Source organism: Bradyrhizobium sp. ERR14 (assembly GCF_014198235.1).
In the GTDB taxonomy this organism is placed as follows: Bacteria; Pseudomonadota; Alphaproteobacteria; order Rhizobiales; family Xanthobacteraceae; genus Bradyrhizobium.
In genome coordinates, this window is sequence record NZ_JACIHD010000008.1 from 36,335 (window position 1) to 50,857 (window position 14,523).

The 14,523-nt window shown below is 63.3% G+C and carries 15 protein-coding genes; 7 read left to right on the forward strand and 8 right to left on the reverse strand.

Annotated features, from left to right (window positions below; translation table 11 throughout):
- Window positions 1–332: 332 nt before the first annotated feature.
- Entirely contained in the window at window positions 333–2,072 is a 1,740-nt protein-coding gene (locus GGD62_RS22530; RefSeq protein WP_026202466.1) for an ATP-binding protein, read from the forward strand.
- Between the two features lie 291 nt (window positions 2,073–2,363).
- The gene (locus tag GGD62_RS22535) at window positions 2,364–2,879 is read left to right on the forward strand and encodes an MgtC/SapB family protein (protein WP_183235888.1); all 516 of its coding nucleotides are present in this window, start codon (window positions 2,364–2,366) and stop codon (window positions 2,877–2,879) included.
- Window positions 2,880–2,882: 3 nt separating this feature from the next.
- Here the strand turns inward: GGD62_RS22535 and GGD62_RS22540 are convergent, their stop codons facing one another.
- From GGD62_RS22540 to GGD62_RS22565, 6 genes are all read right to left on the reverse strand, one after another.
- Window positions 2,883–3,050, reverse strand: coding sequence for a hypothetical protein (locus GGD62_RS22540; protein WP_312014275.1), 168 nt, complete (start codon window positions 3,048–3,050; stop codon window positions 2,883–2,885).
- A gap of 45 nt (window positions 3,051–3,095) precedes the next feature.
- A complete protein-coding gene (locus tag GGD62_RS22545; protein WP_183710299.1) occupies window positions 3,096–4,241 on the reverse strand; it encodes a PepSY domain-containing protein in 1,146 nt (381 codons plus the stop codon).
- A gap of 5 nt (window positions 4,242–4,246) precedes the next feature.
- A complete protein-coding gene (locus GGD62_RS22550) occupies window positions 4,247–6,235 on the reverse strand; it encodes a TonB-dependent siderophore receptor (RefSeq protein ID WP_312014276.1) in 1,989 nt (662 codons plus the stop codon).
- A 533-nt stretch (window positions 6,236–6,768) separates the two neighbouring features.
- On the reverse strand, window positions 6,769–9,345 hold the full coding sequence (locus GGD62_RS22555; protein WP_183710301.1) for an HAD-IC family P-type ATPase: 2,577 nt from the start codon (window positions 9,343–9,345) through the stop codon (window positions 6,769–6,771).
- Window positions 9,342–9,509, reverse strand: coding sequence for a hypothetical protein (locus GGD62_RS22560; protein WP_177236920.1), 168 nt, complete (start codon window positions 9,507–9,509; stop codon window positions 9,342–9,344). The genes GGD62_RS22555 and GGD62_RS22560 overlap by 4 nt, the downstream gene beginning before the upstream one ends.
- A 197-nt stretch (window positions 9,510–9,706) precedes the next feature.
- Window positions 9,707–9,850, reverse strand: coding sequence for a hypothetical protein (locus tag GGD62_RS22565; protein WP_179730950.1), 144 nt, complete (start codon window positions 9,848–9,850; stop codon window positions 9,707–9,709).
- 267 nt (window positions 9,851–10,117) lie between these two features.
- Between GGD62_RS22565 and GGD62_RS22570 the strand changes: the two genes are divergently transcribed.
- Window positions 10,118–10,273: a hypothetical protein gene (locus GGD62_RS22570; RefSeq protein WP_177236918.1), complete on the forward strand. Its 156-nt coding sequence runs from the start codon at window positions 10,118–10,120 to the stop codon at window positions 10,271–10,273.
- A gap of 24 nt (window positions 10,274–10,297) precedes the next feature.
- On the opposite strand, the gene GGD62_RS22575 is transcribed toward GGD62_RS22570, so the two are convergent.
- Window positions 10,298–10,984, reverse strand: a complete 687-nt coding sequence (locus GGD62_RS22575) for a hypothetical protein (RefSeq protein ID WP_018320955.1) — start codon at window positions 10,982–10,984, stop codon at window positions 10,298–10,300.
- 23 nt (window positions 10,985–11,007) lie between these two features.
- Window positions 11,008–11,637, reverse strand: coding sequence for a ParB-like protein (locus tag GGD62_RS22580; protein ID WP_183710303.1), 630 nt, complete (start codon window positions 11,635–11,637; stop codon window positions 11,008–11,010).
- Between the two features lie 338 nt (window positions 11,638–11,975).
- Between GGD62_RS22580 and GGD62_RS22585 the strand changes: the two genes are divergently transcribed.
- The 4 genes from GGD62_RS22585 (at window position 11,976) to GGD62_RS22600 (ending at window position 14,510) form a co-directional block, all read left to right on the forward strand.
- Window positions 11,976–12,317, forward strand: coding sequence for a hypothetical protein (locus GGD62_RS22585; RefSeq protein WP_018320952.1), 342 nt, complete (start codon window positions 11,976–11,978; stop codon window positions 12,315–12,317).
- A gap of 222 nt (window positions 12,318–12,539) precedes the next feature.
- Window positions 12,540–12,827: an acyl carrier protein gene (locus GGD62_RS22590; RefSeq protein WP_007592476.1), complete on the forward strand. Its 288-nt coding sequence runs from the start codon at window positions 12,540–12,542 to the stop codon at window positions 12,825–12,827.
- 10 nt (window positions 12,828–12,837) lie between these two features.
- Complete coding sequence (locus tag GGD62_RS22595) at window positions 12,838–13,308, forward strand: 3-hydroxyacyl-ACP dehydratase FabZ family protein (RefSeq protein WP_092252447.1); 471 nt, start codon at window positions 12,838–12,840, stop codon at window positions 13,306–13,308.
- Window positions 13,305–14,510: a beta-ketoacyl-ACP synthase gene (locus tag GGD62_RS22600; protein ID WP_183710305.1), complete on the forward strand. Its 1,206-nt coding sequence runs from the start codon at window positions 13,305–13,307 to the stop codon at window positions 14,508–14,510. Before GGD62_RS22595 ends, GGD62_RS22600 begins: the two co-directional genes overlap by 4 nt.
- Window positions 14,511–14,523: the final 13 nt, after the last annotated feature.

Genomic DNA, 14,523 nt, shown 5'->3' on the forward strand with positions numbered 1-14,523 from the left:
TGGTCACGAGGCCCCCAGCTATTTGTACTAATGTACAAATGATTAGGTCCCGTCAACAAATCAAACACCCCTGGATCGAAGGAAGACGTTCCCCGAACGATGGACTGACTGGCCGGATGGTAAAATGTTCCTTAATTGTCTTTGGGCTCCCAACGGCCTGAAATCGGGCCAATTTCCCGCCGTTTCCGCCAGTAAGTATGCAATCGGAACAAACCTCCCGGCCGAATTGTCGTGGATTTAACGAAGTGCCCGCGCCTGGCGCTTAACCGTTTGTGCAGCCACGGCCGCGCATAGTCCGGGCAAATCCCTCGCTCTCGCCAGGTTCATTCATCGTGACATCCTTTGGACGCGTGATTTCGGTTCGCGGATCGCTGGCCCGGGTCGGGCTGCTGGCAGAAAGCCAGATGCCGATCTCGGAAGTTCGGGCGACTGTCGGCCGCTTCGTCAGTATTCGCAGCGCCAGCTCGGTCATCGTTGCGATGATCACCGAGGTGTCCTGCGAGAACCTGTCGAGCAGCGACAGTTATATCGCGGTTGCCTCGGTCGACCTGCTCGGCGAGATCCTCAACGCCAGCGACAAGCCGAAATTCCAGCGCGGCGTCACCAACTATCCGACCATCGGCGATTCCGTCGATCTGATTACCAGCCAGGAGCTGCGCACGATCTACGCGCCGACCGGCTCGGACCAGATCAATGTCGGATTCCTCCAGCAGGATCGCTCGGTCGTCGCCTATGTCGATGTCGAGGAGATGCTGTCCAAGCATTTTGCAGTGCTGGGATCGACCGGCGTCGGCAAATCCACCGGCGTGTCGCTCCTGCTCAACGAGATCCTGAAGGCGCGCCCGAACCTGCGCATCTTCCTGCTCGACGTGCACAATGAATATGGCCGCTGCTTCGGCGACCGCGCGCTGGTGCTCAACCCTCGAAACCTGAAGCTGCCGTTCTGGCTGTTCAATTTTGAGGAAATCGTCGACGTGCTGTTCGGCGGCCGCGCCGGCGTGCCGGAGGAGCTCGACATCCTGGCCGAGGTGATCCCGCTCGCCAAGGGCGTCTACACCCAATATCAGAACGCCGACCGCATCGGCCTCAAGCGCATCGATCCCAAGCAGATCGGCTACACCGTCGACACCCCTGTGCCGTACCGCCTGGTCGACCTGATGTCGCTGATCGACGAGCGCATGGGCAAGCTCGAGAACCGCTCCTCGCGCATCATCTATCACAAGCTGATCTCGCGCATCGAAGCGGTGCGCAACGACCCCCGCTACGCCTTCATGTTCGACAACGCCAATGTCGGCGGCGACACCATGGCCGAGGTCATCAGCCATCTGTTCCGCCTGCCGGCGAACGGCAAGCCGATGACGGTGATGCAGCTCGCCGGCTTCCCCGCCGAGGTGATCGATTCCGTCGTCTCGGTGCTGTGCCGCATGGCCTTCGATTTCGGCCTGTGGAGCGACGGCGTCTCGCCCCTGCTGTTCGTCTGCGAGGAAGCGCATCGCTACGCCTCCGCCGACCGCAATATCGGCTTCGGCCCGACCCGCAAGGCGGTGTCGCGTATCGCCAAGGAAGGCCGCAAATACGGCGTCTATCTCGGCCTTATCACCCAGCGGCCGGCCGAGCTCGACGCCACCATCATCTCCCAGTGCAATACGCTGTTCACGATGCGTCTTGCCAACGAGCGCGACCAGGCGCTGCTGCGCGCCGCTGTGTCGGACGCCGCCGCGAACCTGCTCTCCTTCGTGCCCTCGCTCGGCACGCGTGAAGTGCTGGCCTTCGGCGAAGGCGTCGCACTACCGACCCGGTTGCGCTTCAAGGAGGTGCCACCGCACCAATTGCCGCGCGGCGAGGCTACCATCAGCAGCGTGCCTTCGGTCACCTCCGGCCACGACATGCATTTCGTCAGCGCCGTGCTCGAACGCTGGCGCGGCGCCACCTCGCAGCGCGACGTGCCGAATGACCCTGTGTTCTCGGCTCCGCCCGCCAAGACGCTCTCCAATGTCGAGGCCCCGATGCTGCAGCCCTCGATGGGGCTCGATCCGGACCGCTTCTCGCTGCTGAAGAAGCCGCTGCGGTAAGGACTCGCGTGTCCCGGACGCGCTGCAGCGTGAAACGCTGCTGCGCAGAGCCGGGACCCACGCCGCGCACACCCTCCTCTCCGACATTCTGGGCCCCGGCTCAGCAGCGCACTGCAACGGACGATGCTTCGCATCGCCGGGAGCGCCGCGCTGCGTCCGGGGCACGAGACGTAACGACTCCTCTGGAGCCTCTCGCCCGCATCGACTATGTTTTGCCGGTACGAAGCCGACGTTCTACACATGACGAACCCTCGCTCGAACGCATGGGACGCGTGCCGAAGAAGTGACTAGATGACCGAAATGGACTGGCCCGAAATCCTGCTGCGCCTCGGCACCGCGACGCTCGCCGGTAGCGCGATCGGCCTGAACCGCGACCTGCACGGCAAGCCGATCGGGCTGAAGACGCTCGGCATCGTCGGGCTCTCCACCGCGGCCGTCGTGCTGCTCGCGGTCCAGTTCGCCGAGCCCGGCAAGATCACCGATGCGACGAGCCGTGTGATCCAGGGCATCCTGACCGGCATCGGCTTCCTCGGAGCCGGCGTCATCGTCCACGAGAGCGACCGTTTTCGCGTGCGCGGCCTGACCAGCGCGGCCTGCACCTTCCTCGCCGCCTGTCTCGGCATTGCGTGCGGCGCCGGGCAATGGAAGATCGTCATGGTCGCATTGGCGTTCACTTTCGTGCTGCTCACGATCGGCCGCCGCGTCGAACGCTGGCTGCATCGGATGCTTGGCGGCAAGGATGAGAGACATGACATCGGCCACGATATCGAAGCGCGCCATCCGTCAGAGGCCGATCGCCGTCCATAATTCTCAGCGCGGCTCACCTGCGCGGCGCCAGCAGACAATCGCCAGAACGACCGGCAGCGACAACGCCAGCCACGAAAGCGCGTCCCAGACATCGTCTCCGACCAGCGCAAGGCCGAGCCCTGCGCCGCAGACGATGCCGACGAGGAGAGGCCAGCGGAAGACGTCCCACACGCTTCTGTGAACCCGAGGCTGGTTCGAGACGGGAGTGACCATGGGCTATGTGCCGACTGCCGCGGTGCGGCCCGCGTCGAGCGGCTTGCGGCGGGCCGGTGACTTTCGCCGCGCCGCCCAGAGATAGATCCCGCTGACGAGAATGATGATCGTGATGATGTCCAGCAGCGCCCAGATGATCTTCAGCGGAAGCCCACCATAGTCGCCGAAATGCAACGGCCGGGAGACCTGAAGCGTCTTCAGATACCAGGGCACCTCGGGGGCCACGATGGTCTTGCCGTCATTGGCGTCGACGAGCATCGGCTGGAGCATGCGCGCCGTGAAGGGCGTCGCGCCCTTGGTCCAGACGACCAGATGCTGCGGGCTGCCGAAGCGTGCCGATGTCGGCATCGTCACCGAGGTGACCAGACGATCCGGAAATCTTGCGCGGACGAGCTCGACGGCAGTGTGAACCGACGGGATCGGAGCCACGGGCTTGCCGAGATGAGGCGCCAGCAAGACCGGGATCAACTGCGCGCGCCACAGGTCGAACAGCGGCGTCGCCAGTGTGTTGATCATGCCGGTGAGACCCACAACCATCGCCCAGGTCACGGTGACGATGCCGAAGAGATTATGGGTATCGAGCCATTTGGCGCGCGGAGACGATCGCCGGCGGATCGTGCCGAAATCGAGCCGCCGCATGAACGGCCAATAGACGACCACACCGGACATGATCGACGCGGCGAACACAAGACCCATCGTGCCCAGAAACAATTCGCCGGGCAGGCCTGCAAACATGTCCTTGTGAATCCGCAACACGAAATCCATGACGCTCTGATGTGGAGCCTCCTCCCCGAGCATTTCGGCCGTCCGCGCATCGAACGTTAGACGATGGAAGTTACCCGGCGCCGGGACAGCGGTCGGAGACACCGCAACCGTCACCAGCGGCTCCGTCTGCTTGAGATTGAGAAGCAGGACGTAGTGCCCCGGAAAGCGCGCTTGAACCGCAGCGATCATCCGGTCGAGCGAGAGACGCGGCGTTCCCTCCGGCATGGCGGGCGCCGCGATCTCATCCTCGAGCAGATCGTCGATCTCGTCGTGGAAGACCAGCGGAAGCCCGGTCATGCACAGCATCAGCAGGAACAGCATGCACACCAGCGACGTCCAGGTGTGAATGCGCGACCATAGCCGGATCGTGCGTGCCTGAACCATGATCTCTACCAGCGATAGCTGACGGTGCCTGTGATGGTGCGCGGGCTGGTGTACTGGCAGCCGCCGTTCGCCGTGCAGGCAAGCGTGACGCGATCGGCGATGTTCTTCACGTTGAGCGCCATGTTGACGCCCTTCGGCTGGCGATAATGCAGGCCGGCATCGAACACGACGTAGCCCTCGTTGACGATGGTGTTGGTGATATCGGCGAAGGTCGGCCCGTTGTAGCGGACGCCGCCGCCAAGACCCCAGCCGTCCCATGTGCCGCCCTGGACAGTGTAGTCGAGATAGGCCGACGCCATCTGGCGGGCGACCAGCGTCGGCACCTTGCCGAGGTCGGTGCCAGTGCTTTGCGTCACCTTCACATCCTGGTTGGTGTAGGTCGCCACCAGGTTCAGCCCGGGCATGATCTGCGCCAGCGTCTCGAACTCGAAGCCGCGCGAATTCACGTCGCCGAGCTGGACCGAGAAGCCGAGATGCGATGGATCGCTCGTGAGCGAGTTTTGCCGCGTCAAGTCATACAGCGCCACCGTCATCAACAAGGTCCGCGACGGTTGGTACTTGACGCCGACCTCATGCTGCTGCGCCCTCGTCGGCTTGAACGGGCTGCCCGCAAAGTCCGTGCCCGGCGTCGGCAGAAACGATTCCGAATAGCTGTAGTAAGGCGCCACTCCGGAATCGAACACGTAGGAGACGGCTCCTCGCTTGGTGAAGGCCGTGTCCTTGGTGTCGGTGGTCTTGTTGGTCGCCAAGGCGTAGGTATTCTGTTCCGAGGCGTCGTAACGTCCGCCCAACGTGAAGATCCAGTTCTGGATCTTCATCTGGTCCTGCGCATAGACGCCGACTTGGTCGATCGTCTGGTTCGCTGAGGGGGCAGTGAGCGCAGTCGGAACCGCAATGGCCTGGTCATAGACGGGATTGATCTTGCTCAGCGGCGGTGCAGCTCCGAAATAGGTCCGGTCCGTCATGTTGAACGTCAGATAGTCGACGCCGGAGACCACCGTATGTTGGAGCGGCCCGGTGCTGAACTTGCTGATCAGGTGGTTGTCGGTCGACAGTGTGTCGATCTGCTCCTGGATACGCATCGAGCGTCGCGGAAAAACCGCGGTCGTATCGAGCGGAGTTCCGATGAACGTCAGATACCGATAGTCGAGCTCGGTGTGACCATAACGAGCCTTGGATTCGAAGATCAGGTTGTTGCTGAAGCGGTGCTCGAGCTGGTAGCCGACGCGCTCCTGCTCCTGGTCGAATTTGTTGTAGCTGGGGTCGCCGAGAAACACCGGCAACGCCGTGATGCCGGTGACCTTCCCGCCCGTCACATGGACCATCGACAGCGGAAAGGCATTTCCAGTCACATCGTGCGTGTAGTCGGCGAGAATGGTCAGCGTCGTATCGTTGGTCGGCTTCCAGGTCACGGCCGGAGCGATATAGGTCCGGTTGTCCTTCACGAAATTCGAGAAGTTCGCGATCTGCGCATCGGAATCCCTGAACACGCCGGTCAGCCGATAGAGCAGCGTACCGTCCTTGGTCGCGGGACCGCCGAAATCGAAAGCGCCCTGGAAGCGGTCGTAATTGCCGAACTGGCCGACGATCTCGCCGAAGGCCCGTTCGGGCGGCCGCTTGCTGATGACGTCAACGAGGCCGCCTGGCGCGCCCTGCCCATACATGACCGAGCTCGGTCCCTTGATGACGTCGATGCGTTCGAAGCCGTAGGGCTCGTTGCGGAACAGCGACAAGAAGTTGGGATCGCCGACCTCACGAAGCCCGTCGCGATAGGCACCGTAGCCATTGTTGTCGAAGCCGCGGATGAAGACGTTGTCGAAGCGCGGGTCTTTGCCGCCCGGCTGGATGGCGAGACCTGCGACATACTGCAATCCTTCGACAAGCGTCGTGGCCGAGCGCGCATCGAGCTGATCGCGGCTGACCACCGAAACGGATTGAGGTGTCTCAAGAATAGGTGTGTCGGACTTCATCGCGGCCGAACTGACGACGGACACAAACCCCTTCACCGGATCCGTACCGCGTTCCACCGCAGCGGAGGCCGGCTGAGAAGCGGCCTCGGCAGCCTGTCCTGCCACGTGTGATCGCGCACGTCGGACACTCGCAGATCGCGAGCTGCGCGATGTCGTGACCTGACGCTTGTTCGCGCGGCCTTGCTCGACCACGACGGGCGGAAGATCCGATGCTCCACTCACGCCCTGGGCTTGCGCGTTGCCGCCAAAGGCGATGGCCGGAGGAAGCACGAGAAGACCGCACAACGTCGACACGCATCCGCGCTTCGTTGCGCGTGCGTGAAACACAAATTCCAGCATTCCCAGTCCCCGAATTTACGGGGACGAGCATGCAAAGACTCCGAACGCACAATCAAAGTCTTTCGGACATTCACGTCGTAGAATCTATGTAGACTAGACCTGTTCTAATGAAACGACGTCAGCATCTCGCAGGCGTCTTCCGTTGGCTGCACGAATTCCCGACGCTGAACGAATTCCGCCGCGCGCCGCGATGAGCGATCGACCTGCCGCGTCACGATCTAGAATCGCAAGCGTCGTGCCCATATGGGTTTCAGCAGTTCGAGCACCGTGAGCACCAGCAATCCCGCGCCGAGCGTGACCATCAGATCGTCCAGGTGCAGAGGGCCGAAACGAAACAGACTGGACGCAGGCGGCCAGAACAGGGCCGCGGCGAGAACGAGCGCGATCGACAGGAATATCCAGAGCAAAGCCGGGTTCGGACGGAAGAAGGCTGACAAGAACGACGCGCTGAAGGACCGGTTGACCAGCACCAGCGCGACGATGCAGACGACCAGCGCGATGAAAGCCAGCGTGCGCGCCTCGTCGGGTGGAATACCGGTACGAAGCGCAACGACGAAGATCATGGCGATCAAGGCAAATGCCATGAAGCCTTGAAGGATGCTCCAGCCGACCAAAGCCCACGAGAACAATTCCGCATCGGCACGCCGTGGCGGGCGCGTCATGACATCGCGCTCCTCCCGCTCGGCTTCGAACACGAGCGAGCAGACCGGATCGATGATCAGCTCCAGAAACGCAATGTGAACGGGTCCGAGAATCAGAGGCAGCCCGAAAACCAGCGGAAGCAGGGCGAGCCCCGCGATCGGAACGTGGACGGCGAAAATGAAGGCCATCGCCTTGCGGAGATTGTCGTAGATCCGGCGCCCCAGCCGGATCGATGCGACGATGGAGCCGAAATCGTCGTCGAGCAGGACGATCGAGGATGCCTCGCGGGCGACATCGGTGCCGCGGCCGCCCATCGCGATCCCGATATGGGCCGCCTTCAGGGACGGCGCGTCGTTGACGCCGTCGCCGGTCATCGCGACGATCTCGCCGTTGCGCTTCATCGCCTGAACGATCCGCAGCTTCTGCTCCGGCAGGACCCGCGCGAACACGTTCACGTTCCTGACGAGGGCCTCCAGCCCGTTCTCGTCCGCGAGCCTGATCTGCTCGCCGGTCGTGACCTCATTGACGTCGAGCCCGGCCTGCCCGGCGATCGCCATGGCGGTCGCCGGATAGTCGCCCGTAATCATGACGACGCGGATGCCGGCCGAACGACATTCGGCCACCGCCTCGGGGACGTGCGGACGAAGCGGATCGGCCAACCCGACCAGACCGAGGAAGCGAAACGAAAAACCTTCCTGCGAGCTCGGCAGGATCTCAGCCTCGCAGGTCGCTGCGGCCACGCCGAGCACGCGAAGACCGTCCTTCGCCATCGCCGCGACCGCATCCCGCAGCGCGTCCTGGTCCGCACCGTCCAATTTACAGAGGCGCGCAATCGCTTCGGGAGCACCTTTGGCCGAGGCGAACAATCCCTGGGACGATTGCCAAACCTGGGTCATCGCCAGCAGCTCGGGACGCAGGCCGTAGGTGCGGATCAAGGTTCGAGCACCCGGGAATTCATCACCCTCCGGCAGGCTCGCCTGCGCGAACGCGTGCAGGGCCTTCTCCATTGGATCGAATGGTTGGGGCGAGCTCGCCAGAGCACTGCAACGCGCCAGCTCGAAAAACTCCGCTCCGACGGACGCCGGTCGCGAAGACACGAGGCGCACGCTTGTCCCGCCGCGTAGCCTCAGCTCCGCAACCGACATCCGGTTCTGCGTCAGCGTGCCGGTCTTGTCGGTGCACAGCACTGTAGCGGAGCCGAGCACCTCGATCGCGGCCGCGCGCCGCGTCAGCACCCGCGCCTTCGAGATCCGCCAGGCGCCCATGGCCATGAACACCGTGAGGACGACGGCGAACTCCTCAGGCAGCATGGACATGCCGATCGCGATGCCTCCGAGCATCGCCTGCAGCCAATCCCCGCGCAGCGTTCCGTAAAGCAGGACGGCCGCCAGGCTGATCATCGCGCCGCCGAGAAAGCAAAGCCGGACGAGCCGTGCGGTCTGCTGCTGCAGCCGCGGCGGCTCCGGCTGCAGGCCATGCAGCGACAGTCCGATCTTCCCGATCTCGCTGCGAGGGCCGGTGGCCTTGACCTCGGCGAGGCCCTCGCCTCGCACGACCAGCGAGCCCGAATACACGAAAGGCAGGTCATCGCCGCCCGGGCGATGCTCAGCCAAGCCGGCCTTTTCAGTCAAGGAAGCTTTGGCGACCGGCGTCTTGAGGGCCTGCTTGCGAACCGGGAACGATTCTCCGGTCAGCAGGGACTCATCGACCGCCAGATCACGCGCGCTGACGAGCACCGCATCCGCCGGAATCCGATCGCCCTCGGCCAGGACGAGGAGATCGCCGCGGACGACGTCCCGGCCGGCGATGCGCCGGCGCTCCCCGTCCCTGACCACGAGCGCTCGCGGACTGGTCAACTCTCGCAACGCCTCCAGCACGCGCTCGGTGCGGGTTTCCTGCACGATTGTGATCACGACGGAGATGGCGCCGAATGCCAGCAGAAGCAGCGCCTCGCGGAGGTCGCCGAGCAGCAGATAGACCAGCCCGCCGCACATAAGGAGGGCGAGCATCGGCTCGCGCAGCACCTCGAGCACGATGCGCAGCGGCGTGCGCCGTTCGGGCCGAGGCAGTTCGTTGTAACCTTCCTGCTGCAGCCGCAGCCCGGCTTCGCTTTCGCTGAGCCCGGGCGAACCGCCGCTTTCTGTCTTGCTCACGTCTTCCGCCGCATGCTCCAGAGACTTCCAGCCCCCACGACGGCTGTCACCAGCAGGACGGCGACGAAGGTCTGGATGATGGTGAAGTTCAGGGCATCTCGCGCGACGAACAGCGCGGTGACCGCGCCGGCGACGATAAAGACGATGCGAAAGATGATGCTCACGGCCGTGCCTCCAGTCTTGCATGACTTGGAGCCCGGGCCCGCGACGTCGGGGCACAACGCTGCTTCTGCAACCATGCAGGCAGACTTTAGCCGGTCGGAGCGACGCAGATTTGCGGCAGGTCAAACCTCACTCGGCCATCGCCGCACCCGGCCGGTCGACGGGTGCGACCTGATGTCCGCGTCGAAGTGATCAGCCGCTAACGCTTCGCCATCAACTCGAGCGCCGGAGCAAAGCGCTCCGCGAACGTCAACGACTTCGCGTGATGAACTGCGGCAAACGATGCCGAAATGCCTACCGAAGCGACCGCGAGCAAAGCAATTACGAAAACCAGACGGCGCATGTTCGCCTCCTGTGTGAGCTCGACTACCCCATACAGATGGGACGGCTCTGTTTCAGGACGGTTTCATGGACGCGGAAATTGATTTCACTCAAGCGCCTGTGATGGGATCCGGCTTATCTGGAGGCATTCCGTAACCAACTAACAATGGTCGACGTATTTTGCAGAGGAGCGCGGCCGTGTTGGGAATTCTACATCCGCGGACACGATCCTAAGCACTGCGGCGACCAGCAGCATTCGCTGGAATGGGAGTCATCAAGGACTATTCAAATGAATATCGTGATCCAGAAGCTCAATGGCCTGTGGCACCTCATCGTCGGGTCGTACCAGATCCGAACGCCCTTCCTGGACACCCAGGACCGCGCGCTGGTGGTCACTTACGCCCGCCGCGCCTATCCCGGCGCCAGGATCTTCCAGCGCGACTGACGGGAGCGCAGGCGCCTATTCCGTTCAGAGGCACGGGGTATATCCGGTCGCCTGGAGCCCCACGATCTTTCCATCTGGATTGGCCGACCATTTCACCGAGACGTGCGTAGATCCGCAGACGAAATTGACCGGCCCGCGGTACTCGTAAGTCATCTCCCGTGAACCCGCAGGGCATGATCCGTAGCGGCGCATCGATCCCGGCCGTATCTCCGGCAACCTGCACAACGGGCGCGGCTGCGCGACGTCCGAAAAACCATCTTTCAGCAAGGATGCTCTCAACACTGCCTCGTCGGTCCCTTCCGGGAACTGCGCATTCAGGGTCGCCGTCATTGGACCATCACGGTCATTCAGAGGCGAGGCAAGCGGCTCCGCCAGGATTCTTGGAGGCGCCCAGTTGTAGCTGAGGAATAGATTCAGCGCATATCCGGTGATGGCGAAGAACAGCGAATAGAGCGCTATGGTCCGTATCCAGAGAGACGTCTCCGCTGAGACGGCCGGCAGGCGCAAGCTCAATCCGCCGCACGCCAATCCAAACGACGCAATGATGAGCAGGATCGCAACTGGCACCAAGTATGGATAGCTGGCCAGCCAGCACACCAGAACGACGGCCAGCAAGCTCCAGCCCAGCGCCCGCCCATCCCGACGGAGAAGGGCAATGAGCGGCGCGATTGCCGCCATCATCGTGAAGATGAAAACGCCCTGCTGAGGCATCACAGCACGCAATTCCCGCTGCCCTAATCATCGTCCTCCGGACCGCACCAGCCGGGCAGATAGATCGCATCCTTGCTCTTGGCCGCCGACATCGCCTTCTCGATCGCCTTGTCGTAATCAGCCTCCACCGCCTTGCGCGAGACTTTTCGGCGCAGGAAATCAGCCCAGAGGAATTCGGAGAACGGCGTAGTGTCCTTGGCGAAGCCACCCAAGCGGCGCAATTCGCCGGCAAGGCTGCGGAACGGATCGTCCTTGAGATCGGCAACCGATTTCGGCAGGTCGCGGAACTGTCGCCGTTCGCCCTTGGCGTCGTAAGGATAGACCCAACGCTTGTTGTCCATCACGCCCCAGAAAGCCTCGCGCTCGACCATGCGGAGGTCGCCTACGATGGTGACCAGCACCTCCTTGACGCCTTCGTCGTGCAGTGCGCGGCCGAGATGATGATGGTCGATCACATAGTACCGCGCGTCGGGGCCGTAGACGACGGGGATCATGTGCTTGCCGAGAAGATCGGCCTGCTTCTTCTTGTCATGCTCGCGCCAGCGCTTGCGCTTCTCCTTGACCTCGCGCATGCCGACCGTCATCTGCGTCGGCCGGAGCGACAGGATCGGGACCGGGTGCACTCTCGGCTCACGCGCGTTGGTCGTGGTCATGGTCGAAGGCCCCTCGCATGGATGCAACTGACGGATCAGGTTCCCCGACTATGACATGGGCCTTGCGGCGGCAAAACGTGTTCGGAAGGACGCGGAGATCACAAGCCGATGTAGAGGGGAACGAAGGCGTGAAGTCCTTGGCCCTTGCTACCTCCGTTGTTGCAACGCAACCCTTGCATCCCTGCCGCCGACACGACGGCCGGTTCCGCGGTCGCTTCCCACCGTCCATGCACAAATAGTGCGAGCGCACAAATGCACGCGGGCATTGCGAAGATTTTCTGCAACACGTTCATCCCGTGTGCTATCTAAAATCGCTGCTTCGGAGTGATCCCCGCCCCATGACTACCCAGCGGCCCATAAGCTCTGACGACGAGCACCGGGTGCTCCAGTTCAGGCCGCGCACCTCGCCTTCCCCGACGGTCCACCGCGGTAGCGGCACCGTGCAGCCGTTGCGAGTCGCCCCCGAACCACTCGACCTGTCGCGCTACGAGAAGCCCCGCGCCGAGCCGGACGATTTCCGGCATCGCATGCTCGCCAACATCGCGGCGCTGGCCTTTACCATCGCGCTGACCGCAATCGGAATTTGGCTCGCGGTCAGCATCGCCGACCTGCGCCGGACCCAGGATTGCGTGCTGATGGGCCGTCGCGACTGCGTCAAGATCACGACGCCACATATCTAGGCCCGCCTCGCCCCGCCCCGGCGGGCAAGGGACTCCAGCGGGGCATCCCCAGCCCTCTCTCGCCGCCTGCCCGGCTCCATTGAACTCAGGGCGGCGCTCCGATATACGGGCTTTCGACCCGGCCAGAGGGGGGTTTGAGGGCGTCATCAGGGGCGCGATGCCCACCCACCGTGCCACTCTGGATAATCTGACAAATATCCGCAATATATCAAAGGCTTAGTGATGTCTTCCACATTCGATCAGGTCGCCACGATCATCGCTGAAACCTGCGACATCCCGCGCGACACGATCACGCCGGATAGTCATGCCATTGACGATCTCGGCATCGACAGCCTCGATTTCCTCGATATCGCGTTTGCGATCGACAAGCAGTTCGGCATCAAGCTCCCGCTGGAAAAGTGGACCCAGGAGGTCAACGACGGCAAGGCGACCACCGAGCAGTATTTCGTGCTGAAGAATCTGTGCGCCCGCATCGACGAACTGGTTGCGGCCAAGGGCGCGAGCGCCTAAGCGCGCGGTCATGCAACTCGAATACTTCCACATGATCGATCGCATCGTCGACCTCAAGGTCGACGAGAAGACGATCGTCGTCGAAGCGCAGGTCCCGCAGGAGAGCACCATCTTCGAGGGGCACTTCCCGGGTTACCCCTTGATGCCCGGCGTGCTCCTGATCGAATCGATGGCGCAGGCTTCGGGCTGGCTTCAACTCGGCGTGTTCAAGTTCGAGCGCATGCCGATCCTTGCCGCCGTGAAGGAGGCCAAGGTCCGCGGCTCGGTCTTCCCAGGCGATCTCATGAGCATCGAGGCGAGCCTCGTCCATGAAGGCTCCGGCTATGCCATGACCGAAGCCAAGATCAGGGTCGGCGGCAAGCTGCGCGCGAACTCGGCGCTGACCTTCACGCTGATCCCCTTCCCCAATGCGGATATGCGCGGCTACATGGCGAAAGTCGCCGAGCGCGTCGGCTTTCCGCAACAGGCCGTATCGCCATGACTGACACTGCTTCGAAGCCCGGCCAGACCGAAGTCTGGATCACCGGCATTGGACTCGCGACCTCGCTCGGCGAGGGCCTGGACGCCAACTGGGCCGCGCTTGCCGAGAAGCGCATCAATGTCGACGAGAAGGGCTTTGCGCCCTACGTCGTGCATCCCTTGACGCCTGTTAGCTTCGACAGCCAGATCCCGAAGAAGGGCGACCAGCGCCAGATGGAAGCCTGGCAGCGCATCGGCACCTACGCCGCCGGCCTTGCGCTCGATTCCGCCGGGATCAAGGGCAACAAGGACATCCTGTCGAAGATCGACATGGTGGTGGCCGCCGGCGGCGGCGAGCGCGATCTCAACGTCGACACCGGCGTCTTGACGGCCGAGGCCAAGGGGGCGAACGCGCCCGGCTTCCTCAACGAACGGCTGATGAGCGATCTCAGGCCGACGCTGTTCCTGGCGCAGCTCTCCAACCTGCTCGCAGGCAACATCGCGATCGTGCACGGACTTGGCGGCACCTCGCGCACCTTCATGGGCGAAGAGGTCGCCGGCGCCGATGCCGCCCGCATCGCGCTGGCGCGCATCGCCTCGGGCGAGAGCGACATTGCGCTGGTCGGCGGCTCGCATAACGGCGAGCGCAAGGATTTGCTCGTCCTCTACGAATTCGGCGATTTCAACCTCAAGGACAAGTTCGCTCCGGTCTGGGCGCGCAAGGACCACGCCGGCTTCGCGCTGGGATCTGCCGGCGCCTTCCTGGTGCTGGAGTCGAAAGCACACGCGCAAGCGCGCGGCGCAAAGCCGTTCGCAAGACTGTCGAGCGTGGTCGCCGACCTCGCCCGGCGCAAGCAGCCCGGCGACATGGCCGCGACGCTGGAGCAGCTGTGGACCAAGCTGCCAAGGCGCGAAGGCAAGGGCGCGATCATCTCAGGCGCGACCGGTGCAGAGCCCGCGACAAGCGAAGAGCGCGACTTCCTGAAAGGCCATGCCGACTTCCCGGTGCGTTCGACCGGCACGATGTTCGGCCACACCATGGAGACGCAATTCCCGCTCGGCATCGCGCTCGCCGCGCTGTCGATCTCGCGCGGTGCGCTGTTCCCGCCGAACGATTCCACCGGGACCGAGATTGAAATGCAGGGAGCGCCCACCCAGATTGTGGTGGTGGGAGCCGGACACTGGCGCGGCGAAGGCATGGCGCTGGTCGAGGCAGTTAGCTAGCTCACCCGGGGGA